This window comes from Caldimonas sp. KR1-144 (genome assembly GCF_049446155.1).
GTDB lineage: Bacteria > Pseudomonadota > Gammaproteobacteria > Burkholderiales > Burkholderiaceae_C > Rivibacter.
This window is the reverse complement of sequence record NZ_JBMSEE010000011.1, coordinates 1-26,953: the sequence shown is the minus strand read 5'-3', so window position 1 is coordinate 26,953 and position 26,953 is coordinate 1. Positions and strand designations below refer to the sequence as shown.

General features: G+C 70.9%; 25 protein-coding genes. 15 read left to right on the top strand and 10 right to left on the bottom strand.

Annotation, left to right across the window (positions count from 1 at the left end; genetic code table 11):
• The first annotated feature begins 71 nt into the window (after positions 1-71).
• Genes ACO2TI_RS21240 through ACO2TI_RS21220 form a run of 5 tightly spaced genes read left to right on the top strand, consistent with a single transcriptional unit; the run spans position 72 to position 5,235 of the window.
• Positions 72-1,025: an ABC transporter permease gene (locus ACO2TI_RS21240; protein ID WP_423287181.1), complete on the top strand. Its 954-nt coding sequence runs from the start codon at positions 72-74 to the stop codon at positions 1,023-1,025.
• A 12-nt stretch (positions 1,026-1,037) separates the two neighbouring features.
• Entirely contained in the window at positions 1,038-1,937 is a 900-nt protein-coding gene (locus ACO2TI_RS21235) for an ABC transporter permease (protein ID WP_423287180.1), read from the top strand.
• Positions 1,934-3,007, top strand: a complete 1,074-nt coding sequence (locus tag ACO2TI_RS21230; protein ID WP_423287179.1) for an ABC transporter ATP-binding protein — start codon at positions 1,934-1,936, stop codon at positions 3,005-3,007. The genes ACO2TI_RS21235 and ACO2TI_RS21230 overlap by 4 nt, the downstream gene beginning before the upstream one ends.
• Before the next feature lie 14 nt (positions 3,008-3,021).
• Entirely contained in the window at positions 3,022-4,026 is a 1,005-nt protein-coding gene (locus tag ACO2TI_RS21225) for an ABC transporter ATP-binding protein (RefSeq protein WP_423287178.1), read from the top strand.
• Between the two features lie 18 nt (positions 4,027-4,044).
• Positions 4,045-5,235: an amidase gene (locus ACO2TI_RS21220; protein WP_423287177.1), complete on the top strand. Its 1,191-nt coding sequence runs from the start codon at positions 4,045-4,047 to the stop codon at positions 5,233-5,235.
• Between the two features lie 4 nt (positions 5,236-5,239).
• On the opposite strand, the gene ACO2TI_RS21215 is transcribed toward ACO2TI_RS21220, so the two are convergent.
• Both ACO2TI_RS21215 and ACO2TI_RS21210 read right to left on the bottom strand, forming a co-directional pair.
• Entirely contained in the window at positions 5,240-5,779 is a 540-nt protein-coding gene (locus ACO2TI_RS21215) for an ureidoglycolate lyase (RefSeq protein ID WP_423287176.1), read from the bottom strand.
• Between the two features lie 26 nt (positions 5,780-5,805).
• Positions 5,806-6,087: a hypothetical protein gene (locus ACO2TI_RS21210; RefSeq protein WP_423287175.1), complete on the bottom strand. Its 282-nt coding sequence runs from the start codon at positions 6,085-6,087 to the stop codon at positions 5,806-5,808.
• A 137-nt stretch (positions 6,088-6,224) separates the two neighbouring features.
• Here ACO2TI_RS21210 and ACO2TI_RS21205 point away from each other — a divergent pair, with 137 nt between their 5' ends.
• Positions 6,225-7,643, top strand: a complete 1,419-nt coding sequence (locus ACO2TI_RS21205; protein ID WP_423287174.1) for a phospholipase D-like domain-containing protein — start codon at positions 6,225-6,227, stop codon at positions 7,641-7,643.
• A 13-nt stretch (positions 7,644-7,656) separates the two neighbouring features.
• On the opposite strand, the gene ACO2TI_RS21200 is transcribed toward ACO2TI_RS21205, so the two are convergent.
• On the bottom strand, positions 7,657-9,912 hold the full coding sequence (locus ACO2TI_RS21200) for a response regulator (RefSeq protein WP_423287173.1): 2,256 nt from the start codon (positions 9,910-9,912) through the stop codon (positions 7,657-7,659).
• Positions 9,909-16,262: a HAMP domain-containing protein gene (locus tag ACO2TI_RS21195; RefSeq protein WP_423287172.1), complete on the bottom strand. Its 6,354-nt coding sequence runs from the start codon at positions 16,260-16,262 to the stop codon at positions 9,909-9,911. Before ACO2TI_RS21195 ends, ACO2TI_RS21200 begins: the two co-directional genes overlap by 4 nt.
• 220 nt (positions 16,263-16,482) lie before the next feature.
• Between ACO2TI_RS21195 and ACO2TI_RS21190 the strand changes: the two genes are divergently transcribed.
• Positions 16,483-16,725, top strand: coding sequence for a hypothetical protein (locus ACO2TI_RS21190; RefSeq protein ID WP_423287171.1), 243 nt, complete (start codon positions 16,483-16,485; stop codon positions 16,723-16,725).
• A 9-nt stretch (positions 16,726-16,734) separates the two neighbouring features.
• Here the strand turns inward: ACO2TI_RS21190 and ACO2TI_RS21185 are convergent, their stop codons facing one another.
• Positions 16,735-17,757 (bottom strand): glycosyltransferase family 2 protein, encoded by a 1,023-nt coding sequence (locus ACO2TI_RS21185; RefSeq protein ID WP_423287170.1) that lies wholly within the window; start codon positions 17,755-17,757, stop codon positions 16,735-16,737.
• Between the two features lie 35 nt (positions 17,758-17,792).
• On the bottom strand, positions 17,793-18,263 hold the full coding sequence (locus ACO2TI_RS21180) for a hypothetical protein (protein WP_423287169.1): 471 nt from the start codon (positions 18,261-18,263) through the stop codon (positions 17,793-17,795).
• 81 nt (positions 18,264-18,344) lie between these two features.
• On the opposite strand from ACO2TI_RS21180, the gene ACO2TI_RS21175 reads away from it, so the two are divergent.
• Positions 18,345-19,127 (top strand): L,D-transpeptidase, encoded by a 783-nt coding sequence (locus ACO2TI_RS21175; RefSeq protein ID WP_423287168.1) that lies wholly within the window; start codon positions 18,345-18,347, stop codon positions 19,125-19,127.
• Here ACO2TI_RS21175 and ACO2TI_RS21170 read toward each other — a convergent pair.
• Together ACO2TI_RS21170 and ACO2TI_RS21165 are read right to left on the bottom strand one after the other, a co-directional pair.
• A complete protein-coding gene (locus tag ACO2TI_RS21170) occupies positions 19,099-19,602 on the bottom strand; it encodes a hemerythrin domain-containing protein (RefSeq protein WP_423287167.1) in 504 nt (167 codons plus the stop codon). The genes ACO2TI_RS21175 and ACO2TI_RS21170 overlap by 29 nt on opposite strands.
• 82 nt (positions 19,603-19,684) lie before the next feature.
• On the bottom strand, positions 19,685-22,354 hold the full coding sequence (locus ACO2TI_RS21165; protein WP_423287166.1) for a PAS domain S-box protein: 2,670 nt from the start codon (positions 22,352-22,354) through the stop codon (positions 19,685-19,687).
• Positions 22,355-22,608: 254 nt separating this feature from the next.
• Here ACO2TI_RS21165 and ACO2TI_RS21160 point away from each other — a divergent pair, with 254 nt between their 5' ends.
• A complete protein-coding gene (locus ACO2TI_RS21160; protein ID WP_423287165.1) occupies positions 22,609-22,851 on the top strand; it encodes a hypothetical protein in 243 nt (80 codons plus the stop codon).
• Positions 22,852-22,885: 34 nt separating this feature from the next.
• The gene (locus tag ACO2TI_RS21155; RefSeq protein WP_423287164.1) at positions 22,886-23,323 is read left to right on the top strand and encodes a BON domain-containing protein; all 438 of its coding nucleotides are present in this window, start codon (positions 22,886-22,888) and stop codon (positions 23,321-23,323) included.
• Between the two features lie 98 nt (positions 23,324-23,421).
• Here ACO2TI_RS21155 and ACO2TI_RS21150 read toward each other — a convergent pair whose 3' ends face one another.
• The gene (locus ACO2TI_RS21150; protein WP_423287163.1) at positions 23,422-23,793 is read right to left on the bottom strand and encodes a hypothetical protein; all 372 of its coding nucleotides are present in this window, start codon (positions 23,791-23,793) and stop codon (positions 23,422-23,424) included.
• Positions 23,794-23,962: 169 nt separating this feature from the next.
• On the opposite strand from ACO2TI_RS21150, the gene ACO2TI_RS21145 reads away from it, so the two are divergent.
• The 5 genes from ACO2TI_RS21145 to ACO2TI_RS21125 all read left to right on the top strand — a co-directional run bounded on the left by ACO2TI_RS21145 (position 23,963) and on the right by ACO2TI_RS21125 (position 26,805).
• The gene (locus tag ACO2TI_RS21145) at positions 23,963-24,451 is read left to right on the top strand and encodes a hypothetical protein (RefSeq protein WP_423287162.1); all 489 of its coding nucleotides are present in this window, start codon (positions 23,963-23,965) and stop codon (positions 24,449-24,451) included.
• Between the two features lie 13 nt (positions 24,452-24,464).
• Positions 24,465-25,469 (top strand): SDR family oxidoreductase, encoded by a 1,005-nt coding sequence (locus ACO2TI_RS21140; RefSeq protein ID WP_423287161.1) that lies wholly within the window; start codon positions 24,465-24,467, stop codon positions 25,467-25,469.
• 97 nt (positions 25,470-25,566) lie between these two features.
• Positions 25,567-25,881: an ArsR/SmtB family transcription factor gene (locus ACO2TI_RS21135; protein WP_423287160.1), complete on the top strand. Its 315-nt coding sequence runs from the start codon at positions 25,567-25,569 to the stop codon at positions 25,879-25,881.
• 2 nt (positions 25,882-25,883) lie between these two features.
• Positions 25,884-26,351, top strand: a complete 468-nt coding sequence (locus ACO2TI_RS21130) for an SRPBCC family protein (RefSeq protein WP_423287159.1) — start codon at positions 25,884-25,886, stop codon at positions 26,349-26,351.
• A 28-nt stretch (positions 26,352-26,379) separates the two neighbouring features.
• Positions 26,380-26,805, top strand: coding sequence for a GFA family protein (locus ACO2TI_RS21125; RefSeq protein WP_423287158.1), 426 nt, complete (start codon positions 26,380-26,382; stop codon positions 26,803-26,805).
• A 20-nt stretch (positions 26,806-26,825) separates the two neighbouring features.
• On the opposite strand, the gene ACO2TI_RS21120 is transcribed toward ACO2TI_RS21125, so the two are convergent.
• Positions 26,826-26,953, bottom strand: a 128-nt coding sequence (locus ACO2TI_RS21120) for an integrase core domain-containing protein (RefSeq protein WP_423287492.1), incomplete at its 5' end; no start/stop codon positions are given.

The following is a 26,953-nucleotide window of genomic DNA, read 5'->3' as shown; positions in this document are numbered from 1 at the left end:
AGGGGGCCCAGTCGCCTTGGGGCGGCCCTGCGGCGACTGAGCCTCGCGCAACCCACCACCTCGCTGCTGCCGTGTTCGCCTACCTCATCCGGCGCATCGCGTATGCGCTGCCCACCATGCTCGGGGTCGCGCTCGTGTGCTTTGCGCTCGTGCACCTGGCGCCCGGCGATCCGCTGGTGGCGGTGCTGCCGCCCGATGCCTCGGCGCAGCTGCAGGCGCAGCTGCGCCAGCTCTACGGCTTCGACCGCAGCTACCCCGAGCAGTTCTTCAGCTGGCTGTGGCGCGCGCTGCACGGCGACCTCGGCGTGTCGATCGCCACCGGCCGCGCGGTCACCGGCGAGGTGTTCAAGGCGGTGGTCAACACGCTGCGTCTGGCGCTGGTGGCCACCGCGATCGGCTTCGCGCTGGGCAGCCTGTTCGGCTTCGTGGCCGGCTACTGGCGCCGCTCCGCGCTCGACCGGCTCGCGTCGACGCTGTCGGTGCTGGGCGTGAGCGTGCCGCACTACTGGCTGGGCATGGTGATGGTGATCGTGTTCTCGTCGCAGCTGATGTGGCTGCCCGCGACCGGCGCCGGGCCCGGCGGCTCCGACGAATGGACCTGGGACTGGGCGCACGTGCAATACATGCTCCTGCCGGCGCTCACGATGTCGGTGATCCCGATGGGCATCATCGCGCGCACGGTGCGCGCGCTGGTGTCCGAGCTGCTCGACCAGGAGTTCGTCGTCGGGCTGCGCGCGCGCGGCCTCGCCACCTTCGGCATCCTGCGCCACGTCGCCAAGAACGCCGCGCCGACCGCGCTGGCCGTGATGGGCCTGCAGCTGGGCTACCTGCTCGGCGGCTCGATCCTGATCGAAACCGTGTTCTCGTGGCCCGGCACCGGCTTCCTGCTGAACTCCGCGATCTTCCAGCGCGACCTGCCGCTGCTGCAGGGAACGATCCTGGTGCTGGCGATGTTCTTCGTGCTGCTGAACCTGCTGGTCGACGTGCTGCAGACGCTGCTCGACCCGCGCATCGCCCGGTCCTGAAAGGCGCATCGAATGAGTTCCCTCGCCGCATCCGCCGCCGCTGTCGCGGCCCAGCCATTGGAGGTGCAGCGCTCGCGCGGCTACTGGTCCTCGGTCGGTCGGCGCTTCTTGAGCGACCCGGTGGCCGTCGGCGCGGCCCTCGTCGTCGCGCTGCTGGTCGGCCTGGCGCTGTTCGGCCCGTGGCTCGCGCCGGCCGATCCCTACCAGGCCTCGATGCTCAAGCGGCTCAAGCCGATCGGCACGCCGGGGCTGCCGCTGGGCAGCGACGAACTCGGCCGCGACATGCTCTCGCGCCTGATCGTCGGCGCGCGGCTGTCGCTGTACATGGGCATCACGCCGGTGCTGTGCGCGTTCCTGGCCGGCTCGGCCATCGGCATCGCCGCCGGCTATGCGGGTGGGCTCGTCAACACCGCCGTCATGCGCACGATCGACGTGTTCTACGCCTTCCCGTCGGTGCTGCTGGCGATCGCGCTGTCGGGCGCGCTCGGAGCGGGCGTCGTCAACTCGCTCGTGTCGCTGACCATCGTGTTCATCCCGCAGATCGCGCGCGTGGCCGAAAGCGTCACGACCCAGGTGCGCTCGCGCGACTACGTCGAGGCGGCGCGGGCCTCGGGCGCCGGGCCGTTCACGATCGTGCGCGTGCACGTGCTGGGCAACGTGCTCGGGCCGATCTTCGTCTACGCGACCGGCCTGATCGCGGTGTCGATGATCCTCGCTTCAGGCCTGTCGTTCCTCGGTCTGGGCGTGAACCCGCCCGAACCCGAGTGGGGCCTGATGCTCAACACGCTGCGCACCGCGATCTACGCGCAGCCCTGGGTGGCGGCCTTGCCGGGGGCGATGATCTTCATCACCTCGATCGCCTTCAACGTGCTCTCGGACGGCCTGCGCTCGGCCATGGACAACAAGGGATGAAGAACATTCCCGCCTTGCACGAGGCCGACGTCGGCGGCCCGGCCCAGCCGCTCTTGACCATCCGCGGCTTGGCCAAGCACTACCCGCTTGGCGGCGGCCTGTTCGGCCGCGCGGGCCGCGGTGGCGCCAGCGTGCGCGCCGTCGACGGCGTCGACTTCGAGGTGCGCAAGGGCGAGACGCTGGGCGTGGTCGGCGAGTCGGGCTGCGGCAAGTCGACCACCGCGCGGCTGCTGATGCACCTGATCCGCCCGAGCGCCGGCGAGGTGGTCTTCGACGGCCGCACCGTCGGCGGCCGCGAGCTGCCGCTGAAGGAGTTCCACCGCCAGGTGCAGATGGTGTTCCAGGACAGCTATGCCTCGCTCAACCCGCGCCTGACCATCGGCGACTCGATCGCCTTCGGTCCGCAGGTGCACGGCCTGGGCCGGCGCGAGGCGGTGCAGCGCGCGCGCGAGCTGCTGGCGCGCGTCGGGCTCGAGCCGCAGCGCTTTGCCGAGCGCTATCCGCACGAGCTGTCGGGCGGCCAGCGCCAGCGCGTCAACATCGCGCGCGCCCTGGCGCTGCAGCCGCGGCTGGTGATCCTCGACGAGGCGGTGTCGGCGCTCGACAAGTCGGTCGAGGCGCAGGTCATCAACCTGCTGCTCGACCTCAAGGCGGAGTTCGGACTGACCTACGTCTTCATCAGCCACGACCTGCAGGTGGTTCGCTATCTGAGCGACCGCGTGATGGTGATGTACCTGGGCCGCGTGGCCGAGCTCGGGCCGTCGGAATCGCTCTACGCCGAGCCGCTGCATCCCTACACGCGCGCGCTGCTGTCGTCGATGCCGTCGATGGACCCGGACCATCGCACCGAGCTGGCGCTGCTGGCGGGCGACCCACCGAACCCGATCGATCCGCCGCCGGGCTGCCGCTTCCATCCGCGTTGCGCGCAGGCCGCGCCGGTGTGCGCGCAGCGCGCGCCTGCGCTCGCGGCGCCGCGTGCGATGCACGAGGGCATCGAACCGCGTGCGGCTCACGCGGTGGCCTGCCTGATGCACGAACCCGGCAGCGGCCACCCGGCCGCGGCGATGTAGAGAAAAGAACGCCGATGGACGCTTCACCGATCGTCGAACTGCGCGACCTCCATGTCACGTTCACCGGCGCGCGCCGCCCGGTGCAGGCCGTCAACGGCGTCAGCTTGCAGGTGCAGCGCGGCCAGGTGCTGGCGCTGATCGGCGAGTCGGGCTCGGGCAAGAGCGTCACGCTGCGCACGCTGCTGCGCCTGCATCCCGAGCGCCGCACGCGCATCGAGGGCACCGTGCGGGTGGCCGGGCACGACGTGCTCGCAATGTCCCCCGCGCAACTGGCCGACTATCGCGGCAAGCTCGCCTCGATGATCTTCCAGGAGCCGCTGCTCGCGCTCGATCCGGTGTACTCGGTCGGCGCGCAGATCGTCGAGGCGATCCGTCGCCACGAGAAGGTCTCGGTGGCCGATGCGCGGCAGCGCGCGCTGGAGTTGTTCGAGCGCGTGCGCATTCCCAGTGCGCAGCGCCGGCTGGCCGCCTACCCGCACGAGATGTCGGGTGGCATGCGCCAGCGCGCGATGATCGCGTTGGCGCTGGCCTGCCGACCGCAGCTGCTGCTGGCCGACGAGCCCACCACCGCGCTCGACGCCACGGTGCAGATCCAGATCCTGCTGCTGCTGCGCGAACTGCAGCGCGACCTCGGCCTGTCGGTGATCTTCGTCACCCACGACATCGGCGCCGCGGTCGAGGTGGCCGACCGCATCGCGGTGATGTATGCCGGGCGCATCGTCGAGGAGGGCAGCGCGCGCGAGCTGATCCGCGCGCCGCGCCATCCGTACACGATCGCGCTGCTGGCCGGCCGCGCCCACGGCTCGCTGGTGCGCGGCCAGCGGCTCGAGACCATCGGCGGCGCGCCCCCCGACCTGTCGGCGCTGCCCGCGGGCTGTGCTTTCGCCGAGCGCTGCAGCCGCGCCGCGGCCGAGTGCCGCAGCGTGCAGCCCGAGCCGGTCGAGCTTTCGCCCGGCCATCGGGCGCGCTGCCTGCGCCTCGATATCGCGGCCGCAGCGGCCGCCGCGATGCCGTCCTGACGAACCCGCGAGTCCAGCATGCTCTCCTTGTACGGCCCCCACGACCCCGTCCACGCCTTCGTTCCCTACCCGGACGCGCCGGTGCCTCGTGCGCCGAGCGGCCCGCTGTCGGGCCTGAGCTTCGCCGTCAAGGACTTGTTCGACGTGGCCGGCTACCCCACCGGCGGCGGCAACCCGATCGTGCTCGCGATGTCGGGCATCAAGCAGCACACGGCGCCCACCGTGCAGCGCCTGCTCGACGCCGGTGCGCGCTTCGTCGGCAAGACGGTGACCGACGAACTCGCGTTCTCGATGAACGGTGACAACGCGCACTTCGGCGCGCCCGTCAATCCGGCCGCGCCGCTGCGCATCACGGGCGGCTCGTCGTCGGGCTCGGCCTCGGCGGTCGCCGCGGGCCTGTGCGACTTCGCGCTCGGCACCGACACCGGCGGCTCGGTGCGCGCGCCGGCCAGCCATTGCGGCCTGGTCGGCCTGCGACCCACGCACGGCCGCGTGAGCCTGCAAGGCGCGCTCGATCTCGCGCCCAGCTTCGACACCTGCGGCTGGTTCGCGCGCGATGTGCAGACTTTCGCGCGCGTGGCCGACGTTCTGCTTGGCCGCGAGGCCGAGGCGCCGCAGCGCGGCGTGCGCCTGTTGTGGCCCGAGGATCTCTGGGCGCTGGCCGAGCCGGCGGCGGCGCAGGCGCTGCGGCCGGCGGCCGAGCGGGTGCAGGCGCTGTTGGGCGCGGCCGCGCCAGTCGAGGTGGCGCTCGACTCCTTCGACGCGATGTACTGGCACTTTCGCCACCTGCAGGGCCGCGAGGCCTGGCTCACCGACGGGCCGCTGATCGAGCGCTACGCGCCGCCGCTGGGCCCCGGCGTGGCCGAGCGCTTCGCCTGGTCGCGCGGCGTGAGCGACGAGCAGGTGCGCGACGCGCACGCGTTCCGGGAGCGCTTCCGGCATCGGCTCGCCGAGCTGCTGGGCAGCGACGGCGTGCTGCTGATGCCGACCATGCCCGACATCGCGCCGCTGCGCGCCGTCGGCGAGGCCGGGCTGGAGGACTATCGAAATCGCGCGATCCGGCTGCTGTGCGTGGCGGGCCTGAGCGGCTTTGCGCAGCTGTCGATGCCGCTGGCGCGTCGCGAAGGCGCGCCGCTGGGTCTGTCGCTGCTGGGGCCCGCGGGCAGCGACCGCCGCCTGATCGCGCTGGCCGAGCGGCTGGCCGACTGACGCCTCAGCCGAACTCCACCAGGCCCGGACGGGCCAGGCGGTGCTCGTCGCAATCGGCCTTCGGTGCGACGCGTTCGACCACCACGAAGTCGCCGGCATCGACGGCCAGCAAGGCGTGATGCCAGGTGCCCGGCGCCAGCGTCACGCCTTGTTCGCCGTTGGTGACGAAGGCCGCGAGCTGGTGCGCCTCGGGTGCTGGGCCGGGTGGCGCCACCACGAGCACGAAGCGCCGCCGCCCCAGCGGCACGAAGCTCTGGCTTGCGAGCGCGTGCCGCTCCAGCTCGTCGACCGTGTGCGGAAAACGCCGCGCCTGCGCGCTGAAGATCGCCAGCGTCGCGTGGCCGCCGTGCGAATGCAACTGCAGGTCGGCCACCAGATCGAAGCGCCGCGCCGTGCCGCCGTTGATCGAGCGGCCCGCCCCGCCGGGCGCCTGCAAGACGGTGCCGTAGGCCGCGAAGGCGGCCGGCGTCAGCGGCGCGGGAACGAGGCGAAGAGGCGTCGTGAAACCCATGGGGCAGGCCGAAGTCCGGATGCGGACCGGCATGCACGCATCGTGCCGCCCGCGACGACTCAGCTCATCGCCTGCCGCACCGCCTGCGCCGTCAGCACCGCATGGCGCGCGAGCTGCTCGACATTGGCGCTCAGCACCTTGAGCGGATAGGTGCCCGAGACCACGCCGTCGAACGAGAGCTGGACCGCGCGCGTGCCGGGCTCGAGGCCGGCCAGCGCGCCGACGATGGCGAGGTCGATCGATGCCAGGCCCTCGTCCTCGTAGCCCTCCTGGTCCGGCACGGACACGCGGTAGGCGAAGCCCGCATCGGGGCGATGGGTCAGGTCGATGCGCACGAGCATGCATCGATGCTATCGGCGCCTCGTCGAGCTGCCCATCGTTCAGTCAGACGAGCTTCCGTCGCTCCGACATGCGAACTTCGCCTCTTCTGACACCGTTGCCGCTGCGAAGCGTCCAAAGTTGGTGCATGAAGGGCGTGATGTGCGTGTCATCCTCGTACCGGCAGGCCAGGGCCGCGCTGCTGGGCCTGGCGCTGCTGGTTTCGCTCTCGGCCTGTGGTGCCTTGAAGGAGGTCCAGGTTCCGCCGAAGGACGCACCGGTGGCGAACCTCGGCGCGCGGCTGAACGTCAGGGGCGCCGCCGGTCCGGTGGCGCCCGGCGAGGAGCGCCGCGTGCTGCGCACGCTCGCCGCCGAAGGCGAGCCCGAGCTGCTGATGCATCACCTGGCGGCCCTGGCGCGCGTCGGCGAGATCGACCTCTACCGCGGCAACACCGCCCGGCTGCTGGTCGACGGCCCGGCGACGTTCAAGGCGATGAAGCGGGAGATGCGCTCGGCCAAGCGCCGCATCCTGCTCGAGAGCTACATCTTCGAGGACGACGGCATCGCGGTCGAGATGGCCTCGCTGCTGGCCGACAAGGCGCGCGCCGGCGTCGCGGTGCACGTGCTCTACGACAGCGTCGGTTCGCGCGGCAGCGACACGGCCTTCTTCGACCGCCTGCGCGCGCAGGGCGTCAAGGTCTGCGCCTTCAACCCGATCAACCCGACCGAGCGTCCCGGCTACTTCAGCATCGAGCACCGCAACCACCGCAAGGTGCTGGTCGTCGACAGCGAGGCGGCGTTCGCCGGCGGCATCAACATCAGCCAGGTCTATGCCAAGGGCTCGTTCAGCTCGGCGCCGCGCGCCCAGAGGACCGGCGACGCCTTGCAGGAAGGCTGGCGCGACACCCAGATCGAGCTGCACGGCCCGGCGGTGGCCGCGTTCGCGCAGCAGTTCATCGATACCTGGCGCTCGCAGGGTTGCGAGGGCGCGATCGGCGACGCCGCGCCGGCGGCGGTGGCGCAGCCCGGCACGCGCATCGTCAAGGTCATCATCAGCAGCCCCGACGACCGCTACAACGCGATCTACGCCAGCCTGCTCGCGGTGTTCGAGGGCGCGCGCGAATCGATCAAGGTGACGATGGCCTACTTCGCGCCCGGGCAGGAGATGGTCGAGGCGCTGTGCCAGGCCGCGCGGCGCGGCGTCAAGGTGCAGCTGATCCTGCCGGCCAAGAGCGACTTCCGGCTGATCCTGCACGCCGGACGCTCCTACTACAACCAGCTGCTCGACGCCGGCGTGGAGGTCTACGAGATGGAGAACTCGGTGCTGCACTCCAAGACCGCGGTGGTCGACGGCGTGGTCGGCACGGTCGGCTCGAGCAACATGGACTGGCGCAGCTTCGTGGCCAACAACGAGATCAACGTCGTGGTGCTCGGCAAGGACTTCGGCAGCGAGATGGAGGCGCTGTTCGAGCGCGACCTGAAGGCCTCCAGGCGCATCACGCCCGAGGACTGGCGCGCGCGCGGCCTGTGGCCGCGGGTGATGGAGCTGGTGGGCCGGGCGGCGGAGCGCTGGCTGTAGCCGAGCGCGTGCCTCAGAGATCGCCGCGCAGCGACACCGGCCGCGGCGAACGCGCGTCGGCCGCGTCGCGCGCCTGCGACCAGCGCGCGATGTAGCCGGCCAGTTCGTAAGGGTCGGTCGGCTTGACGAAGTGCTGGTCGAAGCCGGCCTCGATCGCCAGCAGCCGGTCCTCGCGCTGGCCGTAGCCGGTCAGCGCGATCAGCAGTGCGCGCTCTGTCGGGGGCTGCGAACGCAGGCGGCGCGCGAGGTCGTAGCCCGACAGGCCGGGCAGGCCGATGTCGAGCACGACGACCTGCGGCGCGAAGACCGGCACGCAGGACAAGGCCTGCTGGCCGTCGCCGACGAACTTGACCTCGTGGCCTTCGAGCTGCAGGAACTGCGCGATGCTCGCGGCGGCGTCGCGGTTGTCGTCGACGATCAGGATGCGCTGGCCGATGTGGCACGGCGCCGCCTGCTCGGACACCTCGGTTTCGGCGCGCTGCACCACGCTGACGGCCGGCAGCCGCACCGTGAACACGGCGCCGCGGTTGCTGCCCTCGCTGTGGGCCTCGACGCTGCCGCCGTGCAGCTCGACGATGCGGCGCACCAGCGTCAGGCCGACGCCAAGCCCGCCCTGGGCACGGTCGAGCGAGCGCTGGCCCTGCACGAACAGCTCGAAGATGGTCGGCAGCAGCGCCGGGTCGATGCCGACGCCGTGGTCGCTGACCGTCAGCACCGCCTGGCCGCCGTCGATCGACAGCGCCAGCTCGATCGGGCTGCCGTCGGCGCTGTTCTTCGCGGCGTTGTTCAGCAGGTTGCCGATCACCTGCGCCAGGCGCCCGAAGTCGCCTTGCATCCAGATCGGCGTGTCCGGCACCTGCACCGTCAGGCGGTGGCCGTGCTGGTCGATGAAGGGCTGCGCGGTCTCGACGCTGGCGTGCACCACCTCGCGCAGCTCGACCGACTCCTTGCTCAGCGTGATCTTGCCCTCGCTGATGCGAGCCACGTCCAGCAGCTCCTCGATCAGGTGGGTCATGTGCTCGAGCTGGCGGTCCATCACCTCGCCGGCCCACGCGGTCTTGTCGTCGACCGGCATCACGCGGCGGATGTACTCGAGCGCATTGCGCAGCGGCGCCAGCGGGTTGCGCAGCTCGTGGCCCAGCATTGCAAGGAACTCGTCCTTGCGCCGGTTCGCGATGTGCAGCTGCGCCTCTGCCTGCACGCGCTCGGCGTTCTCACGCTGCAGGCTGTGGTAGAGCTGCGCGTTCTCGAACGCGATCGCCGCGCGCGCCGCGAGCTCCTCGAGGATGGACCAGTCCTGCCCGCGCGTGTCGGGCTCGCCGGCGAGCGAGGCAACGACCAGCGCGCCGATCGCATGGCGCGCGCTGCGCAGCGGCACCGCCACCGCCGCGGCGGCGCCCGGCGTCTCCCCGGGCAGCAGGCGGTCGAGCTCCGCGCGCGCGGAGCTGCCCAGTTCGACGCGCCTCTTGCGCTGCAAGACATCCACCACCACCGCCTGCAGCGCGGCGCCGAAGGCCGATGGCTCCAGCGGACGCACCAGCGCCTGGCCGGCGCAGCCTGCGAGGCCCCGCTCGATCGTCGCGCCGTCGTCGGTGCGCACGAGGAACACGCGATCGGCCGTGCCGGTGAGCAGCAGCTCGACCAGGCGCTGCTCGCTCAGCCCGATGTCGAGCGACTCGCTGAGCATGCGGCTGGCCTCGGCGAGGAAGTGCGAGCGCTTGTCGTTCTGCTCGGCGACCAGGCGCCTCGCCTCGGCGGCCATGCGCGCCGCGCGCTCGTCGCCCTGGCGCATCGCGCGCTGGCGCATGGTGTGCAGCTCGACGAAGACCTTGACCTTGGAGCGCAGCACCGCGGGGATCACCGGCGAGAGGATGAAGTCGACCGCGCCGAGCGAGTAGCCGCGGATGGTCTGCACCTCGTCGGCGTACGAGGTGATGAAGATGATCGGCGTGTGGGCCGATTTCTTGTAGCGGCGCAGCAGCGAGGCGGTCTCGAAGCCGTCGATGTCGGGCATGTTGACGTCGAGCAGGATCACCGCGAACTCGCGCCGCAGCACCTCGCGCAGCGCGTCGGCGCCCGAGCGCGCGAACACCAGGTTCTGGCCCAGGTCCTCGAGGATGGTCTCGAAGACCAGCAGCTTCTCCGGCAGGTCGTCGACGATCAGGATGCTGCTGCGCTCGTCTTCCGCCGGCGCGTTGGCGGCGTCCGCGTCCGCGCGCGGCGGCTCGCGTTGCGCCGCGCCGGTGTCGTCGTCGAACGTGCCGTTCATCGCGACAGCCAGCCGCGCAGCACCGCGAGCAGATAGCCGGTGTCGACCGGCTTGGACAGGTAGTCCCAGGCGCCGGCCTCGATGCACTTCTCGCGGTCGCCCTTCATCGCCTTGGCGGTCACGGCGATGATCGGCAGCTGCTTGCCGCGCACCAGCTTGCGCATCTCGCGCGTGGTCTGCATGCCATCCATCTCCGGCATCATGATGTCCATCAGGACAATGTCGATGCTCGGGTCGGACTCGACCAGGCGGATCGCCGCCGGGCCGTTGTCGGCCGAGACGATGATCATGCCCCGTTCGTCGAGCACCGTGGCGAGCGCAAAGATGTTGCGCATGTCGTCGTCGACGATCAGCACCTTCTTGCCGCGCAGCACCGGGTCGGTGTCGTGCACCGACTCCACCGACTCGCGCTCGGCGGCCGACATGGCCGCGGTGCTGCGGTGCAGGAACAGCGCGCTCCAGTCGAGCAGCCGCGCCAGCGAGCGCGCCTCGCGCATCGCGAACGCGCCCTGCGCGGCGTGCCAGCGGTGCAGCGCCTCGTTGCCGCCTTCACCCTCGCCGACATAGAGCAGCACCGGCAGCTGCTGCGCCGGGGGCCGGTTCTCGATCGCCTCGAGCACGTCGTCCGGGCCGAGCGGCGAGGACGCGACGTCGACCACCAGGCAGTCGATGCACCCCGAGGCCAGCTCGGCCAGCGCGGCTTCGGCCGATTCGGCGGTCACGATCTCGGTATCGGCCTCGAGGTAGGCGATGTAGTCGCGTCGCAGCGGCGTCGCCGGCATCGACAGCAGCAGGCGCTTGCTGCCGCGCTCGACGAAGCGCAGCAGGGTGCCGAGCGCGTCGTCGACGACGTCGATCGACTGCAGCGGCTTGGCGAGGAAGCCGATCGCCCCCGACTGCAGCGCGCGCAGGCGGGAGTCGTCGGTCGAGACCACGCAGATCGGGATGTGGCGCGTGCCGAGGTCGGACTTGAGCCGCTCCAGGATGCGCCAGCCGGTCATGTCGGGCAGGAAGATGTCGAGCGTGATCAGCGAAGGGTGGTACTCGCGCGTCATCGACAGGGCGCCCGCGCCGCTGGTGCTGACCAGGCCCTTGAAGCCGCAGCGGCGCGCGGCCTCGAGCAGCGCCTTCGCGAAGCCGAGGTCGTTCTCGACGATCAGCAGCGTCGTGTCGCCCGGCCCGATGTCCTCGCGGTCGTCGTCGGCCACGTTGGCGAACGCGACGCCACCGCTGGAGGCGCCCTCGGCCGGCTCGGACGCCGAGAGCGCCGCGTCGTCGACGACGATGGGCGCGGCCAGTGCCGGCGCGATGGGCCTGCCGCCCGACGGCGGCGCCGGCAGCTCGACCAGCGGCGCCGGCTCGCTGTCGGGCTGAGCGCGCAGTGCGCGCGCCGCGCGCGTGGGCCCGTAGCTTTGCGGCAGGTACAGCGTGAAGGTGCTGCCGAGCTGCGGCGCGCTGACCAACCTGATCTCGCCGCCCAGCAGGCGCGAGAGCTCGCGGCTGATCGCCAGGCCCAGGCCGGTGCCGCCGTACTTGCGCGAGGTCGAGCCGTCGGCCTGCTGGAAGGCCTCGAAGATGATCTGCTGCTTGTCGCTGGAGATGCCGATGCCGGTGTCGCTGACCGCGAAGGCGATCACCTGCGGCGCGCGGTTGAGGTCCTCGAGGTCGCGCGACCAGCCGCTTTCGGCGACCGAGACGCTCAGGCTCACGCGGCCCTGGTGCGTGAACTTGAAGGCATTGGACAGCAGGTTCTTGATGATCTGCTGCAGCCGCTTGACGTCGGTGACGATGGTCTTGGGCAGCGGCGTCGCCGCCTCGATGAGGAAGTCGACGTGCTTGGACTCGGCCACGTGGCGGAAGCTGCGCTCCACGGAGCGCAGCAGGTCGTCGAAGCGCAGCTCGCTGACGTCGACCGCGACGGTGCCCGACTCGATCTTCGACAGGTCGAGGATGTCGTTGATCAGCGCCAGCAGGTCGTTGCCGGAGAGGTGGATGGTCTTGGCGAACTCCACCTGCTTGGGCAGCAGGTTGCCCTCGGTGTTCTTGCACAGCTGGTCGGACAGGATCAGCAGGCTGTTGAGCGGCGTGCGCAGCTCGTGCGACATGTTGGCGAGGAATTCGGACTTGTACTTCGAGGTGAGCGCGAGCTGCTCGGCCTTTTCCTCCAGCGCCTGGCGCGCCTGCTCGACCTCGGCGTTCTTGCGCTCGACCTCCTGGTTCTGGTGCGCCAGCAGCCGCGCCTTCTCCTGCAGCTCCTGGTTGGTCTGCTGCAGTTCGAGCTGGCGGCTTTGCAGCTCCTCGGCCAGCGACTGCGACTGCTTGAGCAGGTCCTCGGTGCGCATGTTGGCGGCGATCGTGTTGAACACGATGCCGATCGACTCCGTCAGCTGGTCGAGGAAGGCCTGGTGCGACGGCGAGAAGCGCGTCAGCGAGGCCAGCTCCAGCACGCCGCGCACCTCGCCCTCGAAGACCACCGGCAGCACCAGCACGTCGAGCGCGGCGTTCTCTGCCAGGCCGGTCGCGACGCGAAACGCCGTGCTCGGCACGTTGGTCAGCAGGATCTTGCGCTTCTCGATCGCGCACTGGCCGACCAGGCCCTGGCCCAGCTCGACCTCCTTGCCGTGCGCCTGCAGGCCGCCGGAGGCGTAGCTCGCGAACAGGCGCAGCCGCGAGCCGGGGGCGCCGGTCTCGAGCACGTAGAACTCGGCCTGCTGGACGCCCACCACCGGCGCCAGCTCGGACAGGATCAGCTGGCCCACCGTGACCAGGTCCTTCTGGCCCTGCAGCATGCGGCTGAACTTCGCGAGGTTGGTCTTCAGCCAGTCCTGCTCGGTGTTCTTCTCGGTCGTGTCCTTCAGGTTGCGGATCATCTCGTTGATCGTGTCCTTCAGGGCCGCGACCTCGCCCTTGGCCTCGACGGTGATCGAGCGCGTCAGGTCGCCTTGCGTCACCGCGGTCGCCACCTCGGCGATCGCGCGCACCTGCGTCGTGAGGTTGGCCGCGAGCTGGTTCACGTTCTCGGTCAGGCCCTTCCAGGTGCCGGCCGCGCCCGGCACCTTGGCCTGGCCGCCGAGCTTGCCTTCGACGCCGACCTCGCGCGCCACCGTGGTGACCTGCTCGGCAAAGGTGGCCAACGTTTCGGTCATCGAGTTGATGGTCTCGGCCAGCGCGGCGATCTCGCCCTTGGCTTCCACGGTCAGCTTGCGCTTCAGGTCGCCGGTGGCCACCGCGGTCACCACCTTGGCGATGCCGCGCACCTGGCCGGTCAGGTTGCCGGCCATCGAGTTCACGTTGTCGGTCAGGTCCTTCCAGGTGCCGGAGACGCCGCGCACCTGAGCCTGGCCGCCGAGCCGGCCCTCGGTGCCCACCTCGCGCGCAACGCGCGTGACCTCGGCCGCGAACGACGAGAGCTGGTCGACCATCGTGTTGATGGTGTTCTTCAGCTCGAGGATCTCGCCCTTCACGTCGACGGTGATCTTCTTGGAGAGGTCGCCGGCGGCCACGGCCTTGGTCACGTCGGCGATGTTGCGCACCTGCGAGGTCAGGTTGCCGGCCATGAAGTTCACGTTGTCGGTCAGGTCCTTCCAGGTGCCCGAGACGCCTTGCACGTCGGCCTGGCCGCCGAGCTTGCCCTCGGTGCCCACCTCGCGCGCCACGCGCGTGACCTCGGCGGCGAAGGAACGCAGCTGGTCGACCATCGTGTTGATGGTGTTCTTCAGCTCGGCGACCTCGCCCTTCACGTCGACGGTGATCTTCTTCGAGAGGTCGCCGGCCGCGACCGCCTTGGTCACGTCGGCGATGTTGCGCACCTGCGAGGTCAGGTTGCCGGCCATGAAGTTGACCGACTCGGTCAGGTCCTTCCAGGTGCCGGCGACGCCCTTCACGTCGGCCTGGCCGCCGAGGATGCCCTCGGTGCCCACTTCGCGCGCGACGCGCGTGACCTCGGCGGCGAACGAGCGCAGCTGGTCGACCATGGTGTTGATCGTGTTCTTCAGCTCCGACAGCTCGCCCTTCACGTCGACCGTGATCTTCTTGGAGAGGTCGCCGGCGGCGACGGCCTTGGTCACGTCGGCGATGTTGCGCACCTGCGAGGTCAGGTTGCCGGCCATCGAGTTGACCGACTCGGTGAGGTCCTTCCAGGTGCCGGCCACGCCCTGCACGTCGGCCTGGCCGCCGAGCTTGCCTTCGGTGCCCACCTCGCGCGCCACGCGCGTGACCTCGGCCGCGAACGACGAGAGCTGGTCGACCATGGTGTTGATCGTGTTGGTCAGCTCGAGGATCTCGCCCTTGGTGTCGACCGAGATCTTGCGCGAGAGGTCGCCGGCGGCCACGGCCTTGGTGACGTCGGCGATGTTGCGCACCTGCGAGGTCAGGTTGCCGGCCATCGAGTTGACCGACTCGGTGAGGTCCTTCCAGGTGCCCGAGACGCCTTGCACGTCGGCCTGGCCGCCGAGGATGCCCTCGGTGCCCACCTCGCGCGCCACGCGCGTCACCTCCGACGCGAACGAGCGCAGCTGGTCGACCATCGTGTTGATCGTGTTCTTCAGCGTGAGGAACTCGCCCTTCACGTCGACGTCGATCTTCTTCGACAGGTCGCCCTTGGCGACCGCGGTGGTCACGTCGGCGATGTTGCGCACCTGGTCGGTCAGGTTGCCGGCCATCGAGTTGACCGAGTCGGTCAGGTCCTTCCAGGTGCCGGCGACGCCGCGCACCTCGGCCTGGCCGCCGAGCTTGCCCTCGGTGCCCACCTCGCGCGCGACGCGCGTGACCTCGGCCGCGAACGACGAGAGCTGGTCGACCATCGTGTTGATCGTGGCCTTGAGCTCGAGGATCTCGCCCTTCACGTCGACCGTGATCTTCTTCGAGAGGTCGCCGGCGGCCACGGCCTTGGTCACGTCGGCGATGTTGCGCACCTGCGAGGTCAGGTTGCCGGCCATCGAGTTGACCGAGTCGGTCAAGTCCTTCCAGGTGCCGGCCACGCCCTGCACCTCGGCCTGGCCGCCGAGCTTGCCTTCGGTGCCCACCTCGCGCGCCACGCGCGTGACCTCGGCCGCGAACGAGCGCAGCTGGTCGACCATGGTGTTGATCGTGTTCTTCAGCTCGGAGATCTCGCCCTTCACGTCGACGGTGATCTTCTTGGAGAGGTCGCCGGCGGCCACGGCCTTGGTCACGTCGGCGATGTTGCGCATCTGAGAGGTGAGGTTGCCGGCCATGAAGTTGACCGACTCGGTCAGGTCCTTCCAGGTGCCGGCCACGCCCTCCACCTCGGCCTGGCCGCCGAGCTTGCCCTCGGTGCCCACCTCGCGCGCCACGCGCGTGACCTCGGCCGCGAACGAGCGCAGCTGGTCGACCATGGTGTTGATCGTGTCCTTCAGCTCGGCGACCTCGCCCTTCACGTCGACGGTGATCTTCTTGGAGAGGTCGCCGGCGGCCACGGCCTTGGTCACGTCGGCGATGTTGCGCACCTGCGAGGTCAGGTTGCCGGCCATGAAGTTGACCGACTCGGTCAGGTCCTTCCAGGTGCCGGACACGCCTTCGACGCGCGCCTGGCCGCCGAGGATGCCCTCGGTGCCCACCTCGCGCGCGACGCGCGTGACCTCGGCCGCGAACGAACGCAGCTGGTCGACCAGGGTGTTGACGGTGCTCTTGAGCTCGAGGATCTCGCCCTTGCCGTCGACGGTGATCTTCTTGGACAAGTCGCCGGCCGCGACGGCCTTGGTCACGTCGGCGATGTTGCGCACCTGGTCGGTCAGGTTGCCGGCCATCGAGTTCACCGAGTCGGTCAGGTCCTTCCAGGTGCCGGCCACGCCCTTGACCTTGGCCTGGCCGCCGAGCTTGCCTTCGCTGCCCACCTCGCGCGCGACGCGCGTGACCTCGGCCGAGAAATCGCCGAGCTGCTCGACCATGCGGTTGATGGTCTTCGCGGTGCGCAGGAACTCGCCTTGCAGCTCGCGGCCGTCGACCTCGAGCGCCATGCTCTTGGACAGGTCGCCTTGGGCCACGGCGCCGATCACGCGTGCGACTTCCCAGGTCGGGTGGACGAGATCGTCGATCAGCGAGTTGATGCACTCGACCGACTCGCCCCAGAAGCCGCGCGCATGTCGGATGGCCGCGCGCTGCTTGAGTTCGCCCTGCTTGCCGACCACCTGGCGCAGCCGCGTGAGTTCGGCCGCCATCGCGGCATTCATCTCGACGACGTCGTTGAAGACTTCGGCCACCTTGCCCGACAGCCCCTGCCAGTGGACCGGCAGGCGCGCCGTCGCGTCGCCGCGCCGCAGCGCGGTCAGCGCGGCCAGCAGCGCCGCCAGTTCCTCCGAAGGCGCCAGCAGCTGCTCTTCATAGACCTTCATGAAATCCCCCCGGGCGTCGGCCACGCGTCAGCCGAGCGGCGACGCATATCACGTGCCTGTCGCCTCGCCGGGGAAAGCCGGGGCGCACCCCGGCCGCCCGCGCAAGGCTTGCGGCCGATTTGTCAAAAGGGTGGCAACTTTGACCACGGCAAACGGCGCGCCCGCAGGCCTGCCGGCGGCGCAGGAACATGCCTTGCCCGACCGGTCGATGGAGCACGCCATGACGCCGAACCCCGCCTATCCCCTTCGGGCCTCGATCCCGCCCACGCCCACCGGTCCCGAGATCCCGCCACCGCAACCGACCACCGTGCCGATGCCGCCGACCCATCCGGTCCCGCCGCCGCCCAACGTGCCGCCCGAGGTGCAAGACCCGACCGAGCCCGGTGCCGACGTGCCGGTGCGCGAACCCGACATCCCCAAGCAGGAAGGCGAGCAGGCGCCGTCGCGCACCGTGCTCCACTGAGCGCGCGGGTCAGAAGAACCAGACGCGAAACCGCCACGCGCCGCGCAGGCGCCAGTAGACCGAGAGGAACGGGATCAGCGCCGAGGTCCACAGCATCTCGGCCACGTGCCGAAGCGTCAGCAGGCCTTGCCGCAAGCGTTGCGCCGCGAAGCGCCCGACCAGCGCGAGCGCCATGCCGCCCAGGCCCCAGGCCGGGCCGCCGAGGCCCGCGAGCGCGCAGGTGATGCCCAGCAGGGTCGCGCCGACGACCACGTAGTAGGCCCACGGCGGCGTGCGGCGGATGCGCCGGCGGTACTCGAGCGGATGCTTGCTGTAGAGCAGCGCGTCGTACAGCGCGTTCTTCTGCTGGCGCAGCGAGACGCCAAATCGCTCGGGCCGCACCGGATGCGAGACGATCGCCTGCTCGCAGCGGCCCACCGGCCCGAGCTCGCGCTCGATGCGGAACTGCAGGTCGCTGTCCTCGCGCCAGGGCCGCTCGAAGCGTTCGTCGAAGCCGCCCACCGCCTGCAGCGCGTCGCGCCGCACGAAGGCGTTGGCGGTCACGAACTCGGTGTGCTGCAGCCCCCAGGTCATGCGCTCGTGGTCGCTCATGCGCCGATCGGCGGACAAGGGCACGACGACGCGCCCGCCGAGCGCCGGCAGCGCGAGCGTGCGCATCGCCGCGACGCCGCTGAGCAGCCAGTCGGGCGCGGGGATGGTGTCGTCGTCGGTGAAGGCGATGAGCGGCGCGCGCGCCTGCTGCCAGCCGAGGTTGCGCGCGGCGGCCGGGCCGCGGCGCCGGGCGGGTCGCAGGTAGCGCAGGGTCAGCTCGGGACAGCGCCGCGCGAAGGCCGCGACGGCGGCGCGCGTCGCGTCGTCGCGGCCGTCGTCGACGACCAGCACTTCGAACTCGGCGGCGGGCAGCAGCTGCCGCCGCAGCGCTTCCAGGCAGCGGTGCAGCAAGTCGACGCGGCGGCAGGTCGGCACGACGACGCTGACCTGCGGCGCCGACGGCCGCGGCGGACGCGCAGGAAGATCGTCGATGCGAAACATCGCCGGCTCGCGTCGGCTGGCGGTCGCGGGCGGCATCAACCCGCCGGCGGCTGCGCGCGGATGTAGGCGAGCGAGCGCACGTAGCCCGCCACCTGCAGCGCGAAGGCCTCGTCCCAGATCGGCAGCGCGCCGCTGGCCGCCACGACGATGCCGTCCAGGCACACGCCGCCCCACAGCCGCGACTCGCCTTGCGCGAGGCGGTGCGGCTCGAGCATCTGCAGCCGGCGGCTGTCCATGCCGTGGCGCCAGCTCAGGGCGGCCTTGTCGCGCGCGAACGCGGCGTAGTCGACGTCCCAGCGCTCGCGATCGCCGATCGATCGCTCGTAGATCACCGGCATGCGCACGTCGCGTTCGGGCGCCGGCCGCACCGCCGGATCGAGCACCACCAGGTGCAAGACGCCCATGCCGCTGATGCTGGGGTCCTGCAGTGCGCGTTCGATGGCGGGCAGCGCGAGGTCGACGGCCCGGGTGGCGACCGCGACATCGACGAAACGGCTGTGAAGCATGGCCGCGGCGCGCGGCAATCCGGGTGCCCGGTGTCGCCGCGGCGCGGTTGTGTGCGGGCGCGGCGTTTGCCGAAGGCTGGCGTGTCCTCGCGCCGCCTGTTCGCCATGCTCTCGCTGCGCCGCCTCGCCGGCCAGAGCTGCCTGCTGCTGATCCTCGCGCTCGCGCTGGCCTCGGTGGCCGCGGCGCGCGGACCGATGCGCCTGCGCACGGCGATGCCGGCCGCAGCCTTGGCCCAGACCGCTGCGCTGAGCAGCGAGGCGCAGCGCCTGGTGAGCTGGGTGCGCGCGGTCGACGACAGCGCCGGCGCGCCCTTCGCCGTGATCGACAAGCGCCAGGCGCGGCTGTGGGTGTTCGACGGCCGCGGCACGCTGCGCGGCAGCACACCGATCCTGCTCGGCGCCGCGCGCGGTGACCGTTCCGTGCCTGGCATCGGCACCCGCCCGATCAACCAGATCAGGCGCTGGGAGCGCACGACGCCGGCCGGCCGCTTTGCGATCGAGCCGGGCCGCAACGCGCGCGGCGAAGACATCTTCTGGGTCGACTACGACGCCGCGATCTCGATGCACCGCGTGCGCGCCACCAACCCGGCCGAGCGCCGGCTGCAGCGCCTGGCCACGCGCAGCGTGGCCGACAACCGCATCTCGTACGGCTGCATCAACGTGCCGGTGGCGTTCTTCGAGCGCGTGATCCAGCCGCAGTTCGGACGGGCTCGCGGCGTGGTCTACATCCTGCCGGAGCAGGGCAGCCTGCAAGGCATGTTCGCGTCGCTCGCAGCGCGCGCGGGCGAGCCGGCGCCGACGGGGTCGCGGCCGCTGCTGCTGGCTGCCGCGCAGGTCAGGAAATCTGGCTCGCGACACCCCTGACCTGGCCGTACTCGCGCTCGTAGGTCAGCGCGAGCGACTGGTTGTCGCGGTCGTCGAGCAGCAGCGCCAGGCGCGGGAACAGCGTTTCCTCCTCGTCCTTGCGCGCGTGCGTCAGCGCGACGTCGCGCAGCTTGCGCACCGCGACCAGCCACTCGGCGGTGCTGCGCTGCCCGGCCTCGGCGGCCTGCATCATCGCGAGCTGCACCTTGAAGTGCGCGTGGTCCATGTAGAGCCGGTCGGCCTCGGGCAGCAGCCCGTGGACCGCCAGCGCGGGGTAGAGCGCGTTCTCCTCGGCGACCGCGTGGGCCGTCATCTGGAAGGCCAGCGTGCGCAGCAGCGAGTCGCGGCGCAGGCGCGAGACGTCGCTGTCGTCGAGCAGCGCATCGAAGCTGCGCGAGATCGCCTCGTGATGGCCCTTGACCATCTCGAGCCAGCCGGGGGTGTCGGACCGGTCGCGCGCGGCGGCCGGGTGCATCGGCAGCAGCAGCAGGGCGCTCGCGGCGGTCGCGACGACGCATCGTCGGCGCGTTCTGCTCTCGGGCGACAAGGAGTCTGTGTCAGTCACCCTCGGGCGCGGCAAGCGCCGTTCCCGTACCGCTGGAATCGGGGGCGCCGCGCGGCGGCCTGCGCGCGCTGGCGACCAGCCGCACCAGCGTCTCGGGTTCGAGCGGCTTGACGAGGTGGAAGTCGAAGCCGGCCTCGCGGCCGCGGCGCAGGTCTTCCTCCTGGCCCCAGCCGGTGCAGGCGATCATCACCGGCTGGCGCCCGGTGCCGAGCTGGCGCACCTTGCGGCACAGCGCGTAGCCGTCGAGGTCCTTCATGCCGATGTCGACCACCGCGATGTCGGGCTGCCAGTCGCGGATCAGCTCGAACGCCTCGTTGCCGCCGAACACGGTGCGCACCTCGTGGCCGTACAGGCTCAGCACCATCGACAGGGTCTGTGCCGCGTCGATGTTGTCGTCGGCCACCACCAGCCGGCGCGGCGGCGCGTCGGCGCCGGTGTCCGGCTGCGGTGCCTGGGCCGCACGCGGCCGCGCGACGGCCGCGATCGGCAGGCGCACGACGAACTCGCTGCCGCGCCCGATGCCGTCGCTGTAGGCCTCCATGCTGCCGCCGTGCATCTCCACCAGGCCGCGCGCCAGCGCCAGGCCGATGCCCAGTCCGCCGCCCGAACGCGCGCGCGCCGGTGCGAGCTGCGCGAACATGTCGAACACCTTGGGAAGCTGGTGCGGCTCGATGCCGATGCCGCTGTCCTGCACGCTGATGCGCACCTGCTCCTCGTGCCGCCGCACCGACAGCGTGATGACGCCGCCCGGGTCGGTGTACTTGGCCGCGTTGTTGAGCAGGTTGGCGAACACCTGGGTCAGGCGCGTCAGGTCGCCGTAGATGAACACGGGCTCCTCGGGAAGGTCGAGCGCGAGGCGGTGCCCGCGCTCGTCGAGCAGCGGCTGGGCGGTCTCCAGCGCCTGCTCGATCGCCGACATCAGCGGCATGCGGTCGCGCCGCAGCTCGATCATGTTGCGCGTCAGCCGGCTCACGTCGAGCAGGTCCTCGAGCAGCTGCGTCATCTGCGCGAGCTGGCGGTCGATCACGTCGCGGCACCAGGCGAGCTGCTGCAGGTTGCCGCCGTCGCTGTGGCGCATGATGCTGGCCGCGTTGCGGATCGGCGCCAGCGGATTGCGCAGCTCGTGCGCCAGCGTCGCGATGAAGTCGTCCTTGGCGCGGTCGGCGCGCTTGAGCGAGAGCTCGCTCGCGTGCAGCTCGTCCATCAGGCGCTCGCGCTCGAGCATCGCCGAGACCTGATCGCACACCGCCTGCACCACCTGGATGTCGTCCTCGTGCAGGTGCTCGCGCGTCGTCGAGGCGAACGCCGCGACGCCGAAGCAGCGGTCCTGCGCGATCAGCGGAAAGCCCGCGTAGCTGCACACGCCCATCGCCTTGAGCCGGCGCGCCTGCGGCATCTCGCTGCTTTGCAGCCGTTGGACGACCAGCTGGCTGCGCTGCGTGGCGACGCTGCCGCACAGCGAGTCGTCGAGGCGGGCGTTGGCCATGGCCGCCTCCTGCTCGCCGCTCAGGCCGTGCGAGGACAGCAAGGCGAGCCGGTCGTCCTCGCCGAAGGCGTAGTCGAGGCGGATCTCGCAGCCGATCGCCAGGCGCACGCGTTCGAACAGGGCATTGCGCAGCCGGCCGATGTCTCGCTCGCCCATGATCAGCGCCTGCCCGGCATACGACAACGCGTCGAGCTGGCGCAAGCGTTTGTGCAGCGCGCGGTCGGCGCGGCGTCGCTCGCTGATGTCGCGTGCGATCAGCGCCGAGCCGGTCACGCCGCGCTGCTCGCGGATCGGCGACAGGCTGATCGAGATCGGCGCCGGCATGCCGTCGCGCCCCAGGCGCTCGGACTCGAGGTGGCTGACGCTCTCGCCGTTGCGCAGCCGGCGCAGCAGCTCGGCTTCCTCGCCGCGCCGCTCGAGCGGCACCATCGCGTCCATGGTCTTGCCGATCATCTCGTCGGCGAGGTAGCCGAACAGCCGCGTCGCCGCGGCGTTCCACGAGGTGATGCGCCCGGCAAGGTCGCGGCTGATGATCGCGTCCTCCGACGATGCGACGATCGCTGCCAGCCGCGCGGCGCTTTCCTGCATCTCCACGCGGCGCGTGATGTCGAGCATGGCGATGTGGCACTGCGGCGGCGAACCGGCGTGGCCGTCGGCCAGCGACATGCGCAGCGTCAGCCAGCGCGTCGACTCGGGCGGATGCCGCCGCACCTGCACTTCGATCGACTGCTGGCCCCCGTCATGCAGCAGTGTGCTGAGCGCCTGCAGGAAGTGACCATGCTCGTCGGGTTCGAGGAAGTCGGCCAGGGGGCGGTTCACCAGACCGGCGCCCGAGCGGTCGCCCAGCATCGCATCGGCCAGCCGGTTGCATTCGACGATGACGGCGTGGGTATCGGTCGTCACGTAGCCGACGGGCGCCTGCTCGTACAGGTCGACGTAGCGGTCGCGCGAGGCCTCCAGCGCGATCTGCGTCTCCCGCAGCCGCTCGTTCTGGATCTCGAGTTCGATCTGGTGCGCGGCCAGCTCCCGCATCAGCTCGTCCAGGCGCGCGCGCTCGTCGCCCGCGCGCACCTGCGAGCGCATCGCGGCCACGCGCGCCTCGGCGCGGCGCCGGATCGCGTCGTCCCGGTCATCGGAATCGCGGCCGGCAGAAGGAGTACCGGAATGCAACGCCACCTGCCGCCACCTCCCTTCAGGCGTGCTGCCCACACGACATGGCAAGCCGGGCTCCCGGCGCCGGCACGCCGCCGCGCGCGAGCCTCATTCTTGCGCACGCGAGGCCGCTGCGGCGCGAAGTGGTTGCCCTGCGTGCGGGCTATCGGCGCCGTCCTACAGCACGCGCCGGACTTGTCTGGTCCTGCGCCCGCGGCGCGCGCCCTAGCTTTCAGGCAAGGGCAGCGCCGTTTCATCGCGGCCCGCGGGAGAACACCATGAACGACATCTGCATCGAACGCCCGCCCCAGGACGAAGCCGGCTGTACGCGGCCTTGCCGCTATGAGCTGCGTTTCTGCTCGCTGTTCGACGAACACCGCGGACTGAGCTTTCCTTGCGACCAGCGCGGCCAGGTCTGCATCGACGAACTCAAGCCCCAGGAGCGCCGCAACTACTTCTTCGCTCGCGCGCTCGTCGGCCACGATTTCGCGTTGCCGGCGGTGGTGAGCTACGTCGCCTGAGGAGCGGCAGGAACGTACCTTGCCGCGTCTTGGCATGCGTTACCTCCTGACCCTGGGAGCCTTGTGCACGCTGGCCGCCTGCGGGCCGGCCGAGCGCCCCGGTGCGCTGCGGGCGTACGAGCTCTCGCCGACCACTCCACAGAATCAGGCCCAGCACCAAAGCGCCGCTGCGCTCGGTGCCGAGCGGCCGGCGTCGAGCGTCGCGCTGCCGGCACCCGCGGTGCTGCCGCCGAATGCCGACTTGCGCAACGAGGTCGCCGACGCCTCGGTCACGGTCGACGTGAAGACCGCGCTGGGGCGCGACCGCGAGCTGCAGGCGGTGGAAGCCGACTCGGTGAACGGCCGCGTCGTGCTGCGCGGCGAGGTTCCGACGCCCTGGGCGCGCGAGCGCGCGGCGCGGGTGGCCGGCAGCATCGACGGCGTGCGGCTCGTCTACAACGACCTGCGCGTCGAGGCGCAGAACCTGCACTGATACGCGGCGCGCACCGAGCGTGCCCGTTTCCCCTGGAAAGTCGCGCATGAAAACGCGCAGGCGGCGGATGCCGGCCTGCGCGTGAACCTCGGCTTGCTTCAGTTGCGGTCGCTGCGCGCAGGGCGCGTGGCGGGCGCGGCCGAGGGGTCGTCGCTCATGGTGCCCGGCGTGCCGCTCGCCGGACCGCTGGTGGACGGATCGGTGGTCGTGCTGGGCGATGTCGTGGACGGGTAGGTCGGTGCCGGAGCGGTGCTGCTCGGCATGTCGGTGCTCGGGCTGGCCGGCATGGTGGTGGTCGAAGGCGGTGTCGTCGTGCTGTCGGTTGACGGCGGTGGCTGGTAGGTCGGCTGCGGTTGCTGCGTCGACGAGCCGCCGGTGTCGCCACCCGACTGCGCGAGCACCACGCCGCCAAGGGCGATGACGCATGCCGTCCCGATGGCCGCGGTGATGGGGCTGATCCGTTTGCTCATTGAGATCTCCTGTGCAAGGAATAAAGAGGATTGACCGGCAAGCGCCGCCACGGCACCGGGCAACGTGTGTGCCCGTGGGCGGCCGCTCGCGGCGAAACGGCCTTCGGGTACCCCGATTGCTGGGGGTGTTTCCGCCAATGGCAAAGCACGAATGCGAGGAGCGTCCCCGATGAACGATCAGCACAGCTTCGGCGTCTTCAAGCCGGTGGGCCACGTCGTGGTCTCGTTTCCGAGCGCCGAGCAGGCCGAGGCCGCGCGCCGCGCGCTCGAGCGCACGCACGGCGACCAGCTGCGCCAGCTCAGCGACCGGCAGATGCTCGCGCGCATCCGCGCCGACCTCGAGCGCGCGAGTCCGCTGGCGGCGATCGGCCAGGAGCTCAACCTCGTGAAGGCGCAGCAGGAGCTCGCCGAGCTGGGCTACCACTGGCTGGTCGTGCGCGCCGAGGACCGCGACGACGCGCAGGCGATCGCCGACGAGGCGCGCGAGCACGGCGCCGAGCGCGCGCAGTTCTACGGCCATCTGATCGTCGAGGAACTGATCCGCCATGCCACCGACTTGCCGCAGGTCGGCGAGTCGCCCGACCGTGGTCTCGACGCGAAGACGCCTTCGGGCCACGAAACCGAACGCGCGGCGCTGCGGCCGGCGCCGCGCGGCTGAGGAGACTCCCTCCATGGCACACGACGTCAACGAGACGCTGCGCACGCAGCGCCGCATCCAGGCCAAGCAGGACCAGCGCGATGCGCGCAAGGCCGCTGGCGACGACAAGGCGAAGGTCGACAAGAAGTCATCGGGCGACGCGCCGGCGGTGCAGGCCGGCGCGCGGGAACATCCGCAGCGCCTGCCGGCGCAGCACCAGCTCAAGCCAGGCAGCGAGGCCGAGCTACAGCTCAAGCCGCAGTACCTCGCGCCGGACTACCGCGGCAGCGGCAAGCTCGAGGGCATGGCCGCGCTGATCACCGGCGCCGATTCGGGCATCGGTCGCGCGGTTGCGGTGCTGTTCGCGCGCGAGGGCGCCGATGTCGCGGTCGCCTACCTGAGCGCCGACGAAGACGCGGCCGAGACGCAGCGCTGCATCGAGGCCGAGGGCCGGCAGTGCCTGCTGCTCAAGGGCGACGTCAAGGACGACGCCTGGTGCCGCGAGGCGGTGGCGCGCACGCTCGAGCGCTTCGGGCGGCTCGACATCCTGGTCAACAACGCGGCGTTCCAGGAGCACGCCGAGGAGATCGAGGAGATCGACGACGAGCGCCTGATGGAGACCGTGAACACCAACCTCGGCGGCTACTTCCGCATGGCGCGCGCCGCGGTCAAGCATATGAATCCGGGCGCCTCGATCATCAACACCGGCTCGGTCACCGGCCTGCGCGGCAGCAAGCACCTGCTCGACTACGCGGCGACCAAGGGCGCGATCCACGCGTTCACGAAGTCGCTCGCCAGCAACCTGATCGAACGCGGCATCCGCGTCAATGCGGTCGCGCCGGGACCGGTGTGGACGCCGCTCAACCCGGCCGACGCGAGCGCCGAGAAGGTTGCGCAGTTCGGCCGCAGCACCGACATGAAGCGCGCCGCGCAGCCCGAGGAGCTCTCGCCGGCCTACGTGTTCCTCGCCGCGCCGGTGTGCGCCGGCTACATCACCGGCATCGTCTTGCCGGTGACGGGCAGCGTCGGATCCGACTGAAGCCGACGTCCGCGCGCCGCGCGCGGTGCGGATCGTCATGCCGTTTGACATGCAGGTATTTGCCTGCATATCATCCGCTCACGCACGAACGCAACGGATGGACGCTGACAAGGTTTTCAAGGCGCTGGGCGACCCGACACGCAGAAAGCTGCTCGACCTGCTGGTCGAGCGCAACGGACAGACGCTGGGCCAGCTCTGCGAGCACCTGGACATGGCGCGCCAATCGGCCACGCAGCACATCGGGATCCTCGAGGAGGCCCATCTGGTGAGCACGGTCTGGCGCGGCCGGGAAAAGCTGCACTTCATCAATCCGGTGCCGCTGCACGAGGTCTACGAGCGCTGGGTGCGCAAGTTCGAACGCCGGCGCCTGAGCCTGTTGCACGAGCTGAAGAGAGAACTCGAAGGAGAGTGACCGTGAGCCAAGACAAGACCCGCTTCGTCTACGTGACCTACATCCGCTCGACGCCCGAGAAGGTGTTCGAGGCCATCACCAGGCCCGAAATCGCGCGGCGCTACTGGGGCCACGAGAACGTCTCCGACTGGCGGCCCGGATCGGCCTGGCAGCACGTGCGCGACGACGCGCAGCGCACGGTCCAGCTGGTCGGCAAGGTGGTCGAGGTCATGCCGCCGACGCGCCTGGTCATCACGTGGGCGAACGCCTCGCAGGCCGCCGACGTCAGCGCCTACAGCCGCGTGAGCTTCGACATCGCCGAGTACGACGGCATGGTGAGGCTGACCGTCACGCACGACGAACTCGAGGCCGGCAGCGGCATGGACAAGGGCATCCGGCAAGGCTGGCCGATCGTCCTGTCGAGCCTGAAGTCGCTGCTCGAAACGGGGCAGGGCATGGACGTCTTCGCCAAGCCGAAGACGGCTTCCTGAAGCAGCGGACCGAAACGAGGAGTCCTCGATGACCGAGACCGACACCGGCACCTACACCGGCGGATGCGCCTGCGGCGCGGTCCGCTACGCAACGCGCCACGCGCCCGTGTTCCAGAACCATTGCCAGTGCCGCGACTGCCAGCGCCGAAGCGGCACCGGGCACGGCTCCTGGCTGACGTTTCCCGCGCGCGCCGAGATGGCGATCCGCGGCGAGGCCACCCACTGGGAGGTGGCCGCCGACAGCGGCAACCTGAAGATCCACGCCTTCTGCCCGGTCTGCGGGACGCCGGTCTACCTGCGCTTTGCCGCGATGCCGGAGCTGATCGCGGTGCCGGCGGCCAGCCTGGACGAGCCGGGCCGCTTTGTGCCTCAGGCGCTCACCTACGGCGTGCGGGCGCTGCCATGGGACGCCATGGACGCCGCGCTGCCGGCGTTCGAGCGGATGCCGCCCTAGGAATCTGCGGCGGCAGACGCCTAGATGTGAGCTGTCAAGACGTTGTGTCGAGGCCCCGGTAGTCGAGAGGCTGGAGCGACGCGGCCGATGCCGCGGTGGGGGCGGTGCCAGTTGTAGTGGTGCTGCCAGCTGTGGAGGGCCTGGCGGC